Below are 9,956 nucleotides of genomic sequence, written 5' to 3'. Positions count from 1 at the left end.
CATGGCGCGCTCCTACAGGTCGACCCTAGCGTCGTCTGGCAAACCGGCAGGCCCACAGCCCCGGTGCATTGTTTAGAATGCCCCACGACGACATTCGCCAGGACCCTCGCCGCATGAGCCGCAAAGCCCCGCAGGAAGCACCCGCCAACGCCGAAGCGCAGTTCCTCGGCACCCGCATCCGCGGCCTGCGCAAGCGGCGCGGCATGACCCTGGCGGCGCTGGCCGAGCAGAGCGGGCTCACCGCGGGCTACATCAGCCAGCTGGAACGCAACCTGGCTTATCCATCGATCCCGGCGCTGTTCAACATCGCCCGCAGCCTGGGCGTGACCATCCAGTGGTTCTTCGCCAGCGAAGTGCAGGTCGACCCGGCGGACGCCGGCTACGTGGTGCGGCGCAACGCCCGCACCAGCGTGCATTACGAAGACGGCATCGTCGACGAACTGCTCAGCCCGCAGCCCAGCCGCCAGCTGGAAATCCTCCACTCGAAGTTCCCGCCCGGCACCTACAGCCAGCAGAGCTACAGCCATGAAGGCGAAGAAGCCGGCTACCTGCTCAGCGGCACGTTCGAGCTGTGGGTGGGCGAGCGCTACTTCCTGCTCAATGAGGGCGACAGCTTCAGCTACTCCAGCCAGGAGCCGCACCGCTACGGCAATCCGGGTGATGTGGACGCGGTGGTGCTGTGGGTGATTACCCCGCCGACGTTCTGAAGTCTCGGGGCTTTTCGTAGGAGCGAGCTTGCTCGCGAACCTGCCTGATGCCGTTGCTGCCGAAAGAGCGTTCGCGAGCAAGCTCGCTCCTACAGTCGAGGCACCGGGAAATTCTGGGTGAAGGTTTTGTCAGGCTCCGTTTCCCAGCTTTCAAGAACGGTACCATCCGGCTGACTCGGCGCTTGGCCCTACACCGAACGGCCCCCTCTTCCCCTGGAGAAGGGCTAGGGTGAGGAAAATCCGTCGCACCGAAGCCCGATCAACCCTTGATCAGTCGGCCCAGGCCATCCAGCAACCGTTCCAGCGCGCCCTGATTGGCCTTCATCACACCCAGCCCAGCCTCGGCCATGCGCTCGGCGCTGGCCGGCTCATCCCACAATGCCGCCACGGCCACCGCCAGCGAGGGCGCATCGGCCACTTCGCGCAGTGCGCCGACCTCGCGCAGTTGCGCGGCGATTTCCAGGAAGTTGAACAGGTGCGGGCCGGACAGCACCGGCTTGCCCAGCGCCGCCGGTTCCAGCAGGTTGTGGCCGCCATTGGGCACCAGGCTGCCGCCGACGAAGGCGACATCGGCCAGCGCGTAGAGGAACAGCAGTTCGCCCATGGTGTCCCCGAGCAGGACCTGGGTGTCCGCCGTGACCAGCTCGCCGGTGGAGCGGCGCTGGGTACGGAAGCCTTCGCGCTGGCACAGTTCGAACATCGGGCCGAAGCGCTCCGGGTGGCGCGGCACCAGAAGCAGCAGTGCGTCCGGATGTTTCTCCAGCAGTTGGCGGTGCGCCGCCAGGACGATTTCGTCTTCGCCGGCATGGGTGCTGGCAGCGATCCAGATCGGCCGCTGCTGCGCTTGCCACTGGCTGCGCAGGTCAGCGGCGCGCACCAGCAGTTCGGGGGCGATGGTCAGGTCGAACTTGATCGAACCGGTGACGCTCACGCAGTCCGGGTGCGCGCCAAGCTGGCGGAAGCGCTCGGCTTCGGCCTCGGTCTGCACGGCGATCCAGCTCATCTCTTCGAGCATCGGCCGGGTCAGCCCGGCGAAGCGCGCATAGCCACGCGCCGAGCGTTCGGACAGCCGCGCATTGGCCAGCGCCACCGCAATGCCGCGCCTGGCGCATTGGTGGATATGGTTGGGCCACAGCTCGGTTTCCATGATCACGCCCAACACCGGCCGCGCGCGGTCGAGGAAGCGCGCCGCCGCCCAGGGCAGATCGTACGGCAGGTAGCAGTGCTGCACCTGGTCGCCGAACATTGCGCGGATGCGTTCGGAGCCGGTGGGCGTCATGCAGGTGACGGTGATCGGCAGGCCGGGATGGCGCTGCATCAGCGCGCGGATCATCGGCGCGGCGGCGATGCTCTCGCCCACCGACACCGCGTGCACCCAGATGCCGCCGGGCTTGAGGTCCGGCAGGCCGAGGGCGAAGCGCTCGCCGATGCGCTGGGCATAGGCCGGCGCCTTGCGCGAGCGCAGGAACAGGCGCAGCGCGACCAGCGGCAGGCCCAGGTGGAACAGCAGGGTATAGAGGGTCCGGTTCATGGCGGCGGAGAGTAGCAAATTACCCGCCCGGCCCGCTGCAATTGGCGCATGAGGTGGGAGGCGCGTAGGAGCGGACTTCGTCCGCGATCGGCCACCGGCGCGTGGGGAAATCATCGCGGACAGAGTCCGCTCCTACGGAAACTGCTCAGACCGGCGCGGCGAGATGCTCCGCAAAGCACTCGCCCAGCCAGTTCGCCGCCGGCCCCAACGGCTCGTCGCGGCGCCAGACCAGCTCCACCACCAATGGCGGCGGCGTCCAGTCGCTGGCCAGCTCCACCAGCAGCGGCTGGTAGGCCGGGTACTGCGCCACGTGGGTCGGCAACCAGGCCCAGCCGAGGTCACGCATCAGCAGTTCGGCCATGGCGTAGAAGCTGTCGGCGCGCCAGACCAGCGGGCTGATCTGCTCGCCGCCGGGGTAATGGCTGTCCTGCGGGGCCATCAGCAACTGGCGATGCCGCGCCAGCTCGCGGCGGTCGGCGTAATCCAGCTTCGCCAGCTCGTGCCCGGCGCCGCACACGGTGACCATCTCGATGGTGCCCAACCGCTGCCGCTCCAGTTGCTCGGGCATGCCCTCGTGGTGGAACAGCAGGCCGAGGTCGGCGCGGCGTTCCAGCAGTTTGCGCGCCACATCGCCCTGGGCGCCGCTGGCCAGTTGCACCTCCAGGGTGGGGAATTCCTGCGCCAGCGCCTGCAGCCCGGAAAGCACCGGCTGGTAGGGCATCGCCTCGTCCTGCGCCAGGCGCAGCAACGGCTCGGTGCCGCGCACCAGCGCCAGCGCGCGACTTTCCAGGCGCTCGCACTGGCGCAGCACCTCGCGGGCTTCATCCAGCAGCGCCCTGCCCTCGGCGGTCAGCACCGGCTGGCGGCCGCTGCTGCGCTCGAACAGGGTCACGCCCAGGTCGCTCTCCAGCAGCGCGATGGAGGAACTCACCGCCGACTGCACGCGCTGGAGCTGCCGGGCCGCCGCCGAGAAGGAAGATTGATCGGCGACACTGACGAAGAGTCGCAACTGGTCCAGGTTCCACTGCATGGCTGCAACCCATCTCCAATTCAGATAGGTAATGACTTTATCCCATCATCCGGGAGACTAGAATGCCCGGCAGAATCGAACGTCAGCAGCGTGTCGCTCATACCGAGCGGCGTGTCGTTCCGGGGAGCACCCACCATGCCCGGCTATCTCTACCTCGCCATCGCCATCGTCGCCGAAGTCGTCGCCACCGCTTCGTTGAAGTCGGTCAAAGGCCTGTCCACGCCCCTGCCGCTGATCCTGGTGATCGTCGGCTACGCCATTTCCTTCTGGATGCTCACCCTGGTGGTGCGCAGCATCCCGGTCGGCATCGCCTACGCCATCTGGGCCGGCCTGGGCATCGTGCTGGTCAGCGTTGCGGCGCTGTTCCTCTACCAGCAGAAACTCGACACTGCCGCCGTACTGGGGATGTGCATGATCGTCAGCGGTGTGGTGGTCATCCAGTTGTTCTCCCGCACCGCCGGCCACTGACGCACCGTCGTCATCCGCCTTCTGCAGGAACGAGCTTGCTCGCGAACGCTCTCCCGGCAGCCCGGCGTCAAGCGGGTTCGCGNNNAAGCTCGCTCCTACAGGCCCGGGCCACCGCTGCGAAAGGCCGCCGGGTCTATCAGGCGTTATACTGCGCGCTTCGTTTTCCCCACGAGGCGTTTTCATGTCCGAATCCCTGAGCACCGACATCCTCATCGTCGGCGGCGGCATCGCCGGTCTCTGGCTCAACGCCCGCCTGCGTCGCGCCGGCTTTTCCACCGTGCTGGTGGAGAACACCGCGCTGGGCGGCGTGCAGAGCATGCGCTCGCAGGGGATCATCCATGGCGGCACCAAGTACGCGCTGCACGGCGCGCTGACCGGCGCCTCCGAAGCCATCGCCGACATGCCCGCCCTGTGGCGCGACTGCCTGGCCGGCACCGGCGAAGTGGACCTGCGCGGCGTGCGCGTGCTCTCCGACGCCCACTACCTGTGGTCCCCCGGCGGCCTGGCCGGCAACCTCACCAGCTTCTTCGCCAGCAAGGCAGTGCGCAGCCGCGTCGCCCAGGTAAAGGGCAGCGACCTGCCGCCAGCGCTGCAGGACAAAGCCTTCAAGGGCAAGGCCTACCGCCTCACCGAGCTGGTGCTGGACGTGCCCAGCCTGGTGGCGCGCCTCGCCGAACTGGCCGAGGACGGCCTGCTGGCCGGCGAACGCATCGAAGCCCTGCGCGAAGGCGACCAACTGGTCGGCCTGCGCGTAGACGGCCGCGAGATCCGCGCCCAGCGCGTGGTGCTCAGCGCCGGCGCCGGCAACGAGGCGCTGCTGCGCGAGCTGGGCCTGGAGCGCCCGGAAATGCAGCGCCGCCCGCTGCACATGGTGCTGGTCACCGCGCCGACCCTGAAACCGCTGTACGCCCACTGCCTCGGCGGCGGGCCGAAGCCCCGCGTCACCGTCACCACCCACCCGCTGAGCAACGGCGACTGGGTCTGGTACCTGGGCGGCGACATTGCCGAGGCCGGCGGCGTGGCGCGCAACGAGGCCGAGCAGATCGCCGAGGCGCAGCGCGAGCTGCACAAGCTGGTGCCCTGGATCGACCTTTCCGCCGCGCGCTGGGCCACCCTGCGCGTGGACCGCGCGGAGCCCTCGCAGAACAACCTGCTGCGCCCGGACAGCGCCTTCCTCGCCGAGGACGGCGCCCTGCTGGTCGGTTGGCCGACCAAGCTGGCCCTGGCGCCGAACTTCGCCGACCGCGTGCTGGAATCCCTGGAGAAGAGCGGCATCCGCCCGCAGGCGAACGCCGCCCTGCCGGGCCTGCCGCGCCCGGCCATGGCCCGCCCGGTGTGGGAGGAACTGCTCGGATGAAGACCCTGCATCACCTGCATCGCCCGCTGGGCAGCACCGGCCTGAACGTCTCGCCGCTGGGCCTGGGCACCGTGAAGCTCGGCCGCGATCAGGGCGTGAAATATCCCGCTGGCTTCCGCATCCCCGATGACCGCGAAGCCGCCGACCTGATCGCCCTGGCCCGCGAGCTGGGCATCAACCTGATCGACACCGCCCCGGCCTACGGCCGCAGCGAGGAGCGCCTCGGCCCGTTGCTGCGCGGCCAGCGCGACCAGTGGGTGATCGTCAGCAAGACCGGCGAGGAATTCGTCGGCGGCCAGTCGCAGTTCGACTTCAGCGCCTCCCACACGCGCCGCTCGGTGGAACGCAGCCTGCAGCGCCTGGAGACCGACTACATCGACCTGGTGCTGGTGCATTCCGACGGCAACGACCTGGACATCCTGCGTGGCACCGAGGTCTATGCGACCCTGGAGCGCCTGAAGGAAGAAGGGCTGATCCGCGGCTTCGGCTTCTCCGGCAAGACTGCCGACGGCGGCCTGCTGGCCCTGGAGCGCGGCGACTGCGCAATGGTCACCTACAACCTCAACGAGCAGGCGGAAAAGCCGGTGATCGACCATGCCCAGGCCCATGGCCGCGGCATCCTGATCAAGAAGGCCCTGGCCAGCGGCCACGCCACCCTCGCCCCCGGCGTCGACCCCGTGCGCGCCAGCTTCGAGCTGGTGCTGGGCCATCCCGGCGTCGCCAGCGCCATCGTCGGCACCATCAATCCGCTGCATCTCGCGCACAATGTGGCGATCGCAGCCGAGGTGCTCGACCGCTGATCGGCGGTCATGTGGATTACGTATTCCTGTGCCATGCTCCAACTCCCCCGGCGAAAACCGTGGACACAGAAACTGTCGCCAGCCGGCGATTCCCATGCAAAAGCCCCGGAATCGCCAAGCCTTTCAGGGAAAAATCCGGAAATCCTTTTGATTTTCGATGACACCAGGAACGGTGTCAGGCTGTCTAGGTTGTAGCGACCCCGTCAATGAACGATCGGCCGGACTGTCTCTCAGGACAGTCAGCGTTCGCGTCGGCGTCGCTTACCAAGGTAAGGACGCGCCAGCGCAACCCGGCGCCCTGTACGAGAAGGAAGCCCCCTATGCCCCGTACGCTCGCCCACAAGGACCCGACCGCCTTCAAGACCCTGCCGCTGCTGGTGGAAGCCAGCCCGGAAGGCCTCATTTACCAGACCCTCGGCAAGCCCCTGAACTTCGCCCAGGTCCTGGAAAAGCGCCGCCCCATCGAGATCAACGAGACTGAGCACTTCGTCACCGAACTGGCCAACCTCGGCGTCTCGGTGCGCCTGACCCTGAACTACCAGGGCCGCGACCACTGGATCCTGGTACGCCAGCGCCGCCTGGACCGTGGCGACACCGTGCTCAAGCTGATTTCCGGCTACGTGCCGGCCCATGAACTGAACCTGCCGCTGCTCACCGCGATCCAGGAAGTCGCCGAAGAATGCCTGGTGGAAACCGCCGACGGCTGGCTCGGCGGGCGCTTCGGCGACACCTGGCTGCCGACGCCCTACGAGGGCATCCTGCGCTACCGTGAGAGCAGCCACTTCTCGCTCACCCCGCTGTCCGGCGCCTCGCGCCCGGTGCAGGCCGGCGCGCTGCGTCTTCTGGAACGCCCGCAGGCCTATGTGCACCTGCCGACGGCTTCGCTGCAGCTGGTCTATGACCTGCGCATGGAGCTGCCCAAGGATGCCCGCGAGGTCAGCCTGTTCCACGTCGACGAGAAACTCGAAAGCGGCCCGCTGGTGGCGCGGCTGGACCGCCGTCGCCCGGACCTCTACCTGCTGCCGCTGGAACACGGCCAGCCGACCGGCGAGCTGTTCACCCTGAGCAAGGGCGAGCTGTGCAAGGCCAGCACCCGCGGCCTGTGGCTGTCGGAGAGCTTCGCCGGGCAGGATGGCTGGCTGGTGCGCGAGGAGCGCATCCGCTTCCGCGAATGGATGGAGCAGTGGCCGCCCGCCGCCGGCAATGCCGGCAGCGGGCGGCGCACGGCCTAAGGCCGTCACCTGATTCGGCCATCCTGACGGCCGGATCAGAACCTGACTCACTGTAGGAGCGAGCTCGCTCGCGAACGGTACACACCGGCCAAGCAGTCGTTGGGCCGGTTCGCGAGCAAGCTCGCTCCTACAACAGCTTCACTTCAGCTGACTGGAACTCTTGCCCAGCAACCGTCGCGCCACGATCAGCAGCTGGATCTGCTGGGTGCCCTCGAAGATGTCGAGGATTTTCGAGTCCCGCGCCCACTTCTCCAGCAACTCCTCTTCCCCATAGCCCAGCGCTCCTGCCAACTCGACGCATTTCAGCGTCACTTCGTTGGCCACCCGCCCGGCCTTGGCCTTGGCGATGGAAGCTTCCTTGGAGTTGGGCAGGCGGTTGTCAGCCATCCAGGCGGCCTTCAGGGTCAGCAGGCGTGCCGCTTCCCATTCGGCTTCCAGGCGGTACAGCGTCGCTTCGGCGTGACTGGCGCTGAGCAGCGGCTGGCGGTAGTCGAAGCGGCAACCAGCCTTCTTCAGCAGCTCGCGGGTGCGGTCCAGCGACGCCTTGGCCACGCCAATGGCCATGGCAGCCACCAGCGGGCGGGTGTTGTCGAAGGTTTCCATTACCCCGGCGAAACCTTTCTGCACGTCGATCTCGGCGTTGCCCAGCAGGTTGGCGGCCGGCACTCGGCAATCGGTGAAGCTGATGGAGGCGGTGTCCGAGGCCTTGATCCCGAGCTTCTTCTCCAGCCGGGTAACGGTCATGCCCGGCGTGCCCTTTTCCACGACGAAGGACTTGATCGCCGCGCGCCCCAGGCTCTTGTCCAGGGTCGCCCAGACCACCACCGCATCGGCACGAGCGCCGGAGGTGACGAAGATCTTCTCGCCATTGAGCAGGTAGTGATCGCCATCGCGGGTGGCGGTCGTGCGGATCGCCGCCGAGTCCGAGCCGCAACCCGGCTCGGTGATGGCCATGGCCGCCCAGGTGCCGGAGAAGCGCTTGAGCTGCTCCTCGTTGGCCACCGCGGCGATGGCGGCGTTGCCCAGCCCCTGGCGCGGCATGGCCAGCAGCAGGCCGGTGTCGCCCCAGCACATTTCCATCACGCCCAGGCAGGCGGAGAGGTTGCCGCCGTTCTTCACACCCTCCTCCGCGCCGGCCTTGCGCTTGCTGGCCGAGGTGGCGCCGACGGCGTCCGGCGAGCCGGCGTTCATGCCGTCCAGCAGCGCGGCCAGCAGGTCCAGCTCCTTGGGATAGGCGTGCTCGGCCTTGTCGTACTTGCGGGAGATCGGTCGCAGGTAGTTCTCCGCCACCTGGCGGGCCTGGTTCTGCAAGGTGCGGAATTTCTTGGGCGTCTCGAGGTACATGCAAGGCTCCTTACAGGTGCAGGCCGCCAGCCATCAGGCTGACGGCACGCAGGTCACGGTACCAGCGCTCGGCCGGGTGCTCCTGGGTGAAACCGTGGCCGCCGAGCAGTTGCACCGCATCGGTGCCAATCTTCATCGCCTTCTCGGCACACAGCAGCTTCGCCAGGTAGGCCTCGCGATGGAACGCCTGGCCACGCTCGGCCAGCGCGCAGGCGCGCCAGACCATCAGGCGCATGGCGTCCAGCTCGACGGCGATGTCCGCGACCATGAAGGCCACGCCCTGGCGATGACTGATCGGCTCGCCGAAGGCTTCGCGCTCGTTGCAGTAGGTGATCACGTAGTCCAGCGCGGCCTGCCCGGTGCCCACGGCCAGCGCACACCAGGCCAGCGCGGTGTGATCGAGGAAGGCCTGGTAGTCGAAGCGCTCGGCCGCCAGCCGCAGTTCGGCCGGGACCTTCACGCCCTTGAAGCGGACGCGCGCGGTGCCGGTGGCCTTCAGACCCATGGCCGGTTCGGCGCGTACTTCGACCCCCTTGGCGCGGGTATCGATAAGGAACAGCGCCGGGCCGTCGCCGGCATCCGCCGCAACAATCAGCTTCTGCGCATCCACGCCGCGCACGACCAGACATTTTTCGCCGGACAGCGTGTAGCTCGAACCACGCTTGCGCGCCTTGGTAGACAGCCGCAGTGGATCGGCCAGCAGTTGCGGTTCATTCACCGCGATGGCAATCAGCGGCGCCGCCTCTTCGCCAACGAACGCCGGCAGCCAGCGCGCCTGTTGTTGCGGCGAGGCCCAGCGGCGAATGCAGTTGGCCGCCGACAGCGGCACCAGCAGCGCAGCAGCCAGGCTCAGGTCGCCACGGGCGAGGGATTCGGCGATCAGCGCGTTGGTTACGACGGTGCGTTCGCCAGCCATGCCACCGTGCACTTCGCTGACGCCGTAGTGGGTCAGCCCCAGTTCCTGCGCCTGGGCCAGCAGCTCGAGGCTGAGAGTGGCCTTGGCGTCAGCCTCATGGGCGGCCGGGCGCAGCACTTCGGCGGCGAAGCCTTCGAGCATCTCCACCAGCATCTGCTGTTCGTCGGACAGGGACAGGTCGAACAACCCGTCCGGATCAGCCTTGCGCGGAGTCTTGGGCTGTTTGGCGGCGCGCTCGCTGGCCAGCCGGAAGCCGGTGCGGCTGCCACTGTAGAGCAGCCTTTCGAAAGGTTTGCGCAGCTTGAGTCGGTCCGGCCAGTCAGCCTGGGCGACACGGTTCAGCACGGCCAGGGCGCGGCCCTGCACGTCGGTGGTCATGGCATCTCGCTCCGCGGAGGGTGGATGCCCCGATCATGCGCTGCAAAATGCCACAGGGACCATGACCGCTTTGCCGTTGGTCACTGGCAGAGCGGTCAGTGGCGGGTAGCCGGGGTTACCTGGGGTCTGTAGGAGCGAGCTTGCTCGCGAACGGCCCCGCAGCGGGGGGTTGTTCGCGAGCAAGCTCGCTCCT

9 protein-coding genes are annotated in these 9,956 nt (G+C 67.8%); 5 read left to right on the top strand and 4 right to left on the bottom strand.

The genetic code is table 11. The annotated features are described in order from the left end of the window. Positions 1–113 precede the first annotated feature (113 nt). Positions 114–707, top strand: a complete 594-nt coding sequence (locus UB43_RS23805; RefSeq protein ID WP_024764293.1) for a helix-turn-helix domain-containing protein — start codon at positions 114–116, stop codon at positions 705–707. A 259-nt stretch (positions 708–966) separates the two neighbouring features. Here UB43_RS23805 and waaA read toward each other — a convergent pair whose 3' ends face one another. Beyond that, entirely contained in the window at positions 967–2,238 is a 1,272-nt protein-coding gene (gene waaA, locus UB43_RS23800) for a lipid IV(A) 3-deoxy-D-manno-octulosonic acid transferase (protein WP_045216141.1), read from the bottom strand. 145 nt (positions 2,239–2,383) lie between these two features. Then, positions 2,384–3,268: a LysR family transcriptional regulator gene (locus UB43_RS23795; protein WP_045216139.1), complete on the bottom strand. Its 885-nt coding sequence runs from the start codon at positions 3,266–3,268 to the stop codon at positions 2,384–2,386. A 135-nt stretch (positions 3,269–3,403) separates the two neighbouring features. On the opposite strand from UB43_RS23795, the gene UB43_RS23790 reads away from it, so the two are divergent. The 4 genes from UB43_RS23790 to UB43_RS23775 all read left to right on the top strand — a co-directional run bounded on the left by UB43_RS23790 (position 3,404) and on the right by UB43_RS23775 (position 7,125). Continuing rightward, positions 3,404–3,736 (top strand): multidrug efflux SMR transporter, encoded by a 333-nt coding sequence (locus tag UB43_RS23790; protein ID WP_045216137.1) that lies wholly within the window; start codon positions 3,404–3,406, stop codon positions 3,734–3,736. Positions 3,737–3,917: 181 nt separating this feature from the next. Beyond that, positions 3,918–5,093, top strand: a complete 1,176-nt coding sequence (locus UB43_RS23785; RefSeq protein ID WP_045216135.1) for an FAD-binding oxidoreductase — start codon at positions 3,918–3,920, stop codon at positions 5,091–5,093. Then, positions 5,090–5,893 carry an aldo/keto reductase gene (locus UB43_RS23780; RefSeq protein ID WP_045216133.1) on the top strand — a complete coding sequence of 268 codons (804 nt, stop codon included), beginning with the start codon at positions 5,090–5,092 and terminating at the stop codon, positions 5,891–5,893. Before UB43_RS23785 ends, UB43_RS23780 begins: the two co-directional genes overlap by 4 nt. 320 nt (positions 5,894–6,213) lie before the next feature. Continuing rightward, a complete protein-coding gene (locus tag UB43_RS23775) occupies positions 6,214–7,125 on the top strand; it encodes a hypothetical protein (RefSeq protein ID WP_045216131.1) in 912 nt (303 codons plus the stop codon). A 138-nt stretch (positions 7,126–7,263) separates the two neighbouring features. Here the strand turns inward: UB43_RS23775 and UB43_RS23770 are convergent, their stop codons facing one another. Continuing rightward, a complete protein-coding gene (locus UB43_RS23770) occupies positions 7,264–8,469 on the bottom strand; it encodes an acyl-CoA dehydrogenase family protein (RefSeq protein ID WP_045216130.1) in 1,206 nt (401 codons plus the stop codon). Positions 8,470–8,479: 10 nt separating this feature from the next. Next, positions 8,480–9,763 carry an acyl-CoA dehydrogenase family protein gene (locus UB43_RS23765; RefSeq protein WP_045216129.1) on the bottom strand — a complete coding sequence of 428 codons (1,284 nt, stop codon included), beginning with the start codon at positions 9,761–9,763 and terminating at the stop codon, positions 8,480–8,482. Positions 9,764–9,956: the final 193 nt, after the last annotated feature.

Origin of the sequence: Pseudomonas sp. 21, from assembly GCF_000955805.1 — a bacterium.
Classification (GTDB): Bacteria; Pseudomonadota; Gammaproteobacteria; order Pseudomonadales; family Pseudomonadaceae; genus Pseudomonas.
Note: the sequence above shows the minus strand (reverse complement) of the source record. Positions and strands in the feature narration are given on the sequence as shown.

Excerpts from the sequence above, each read along its gene's own strand:
- UB43_RS23805 (WP_024764293.1), top strand. The coding sequence starts at position 114 with ATGAGCCGCAAAGCCCCGCAGGAAGCACCCGCCAACGCCGAAGCGCAG.
- waaA (WP_045216141.1), bottom strand. The coding sequence starts at position 2,238 with ATGAACCGGACCCTCTATACCCTGCTGTTCCACCTGGGCCTGCCGCTG.
- UB43_RS23795 (WP_045216139.1), bottom strand. The coding sequence starts at position 3,268 with ATGCAGTGGAACCTGGACCAGTTGCGACTCTTCGTCAGTGTCGCCGAT.
- UB43_RS23790 (WP_045216137.1), top strand. The coding sequence starts at position 3,404 with ATGCCCGGCTATCTCTACCTCGCCATCGCCATCGTCGCCGAAGTCGTC.
- UB43_RS23785 (WP_045216135.1), top strand. The coding sequence starts at position 3,918 with ATGTCCGAATCCCTGAGCACCGACATCCTCATCGTCGGCGGCGGCATC.
- UB43_RS23780 (WP_045216133.1), top strand. The coding sequence starts at position 5,090 with ATGAAGACCCTGCATCACCTGCATCGCCCGCTGGGCAGCACCGGCCTG.
- UB43_RS23775 (WP_045216131.1), top strand. The coding sequence starts at position 6,214 with ATGCCCCGTACGCTCGCCCACAAGGACCCGACCGCCTTCAAGACCCTG.
- UB43_RS23770 (WP_045216130.1), bottom strand. The coding sequence starts at position 8,469 with ATGTACCTCGAGACGCCCAAGAAATTCCGCACCTTGCAGAACCAGGCC.
- UB43_RS23765 (WP_045216129.1), bottom strand. The coding sequence starts at position 9,763 with ATGACCACCGACGTGCAGGGCCGCGCCCTGGCCGTGCTGAACCGTGTC.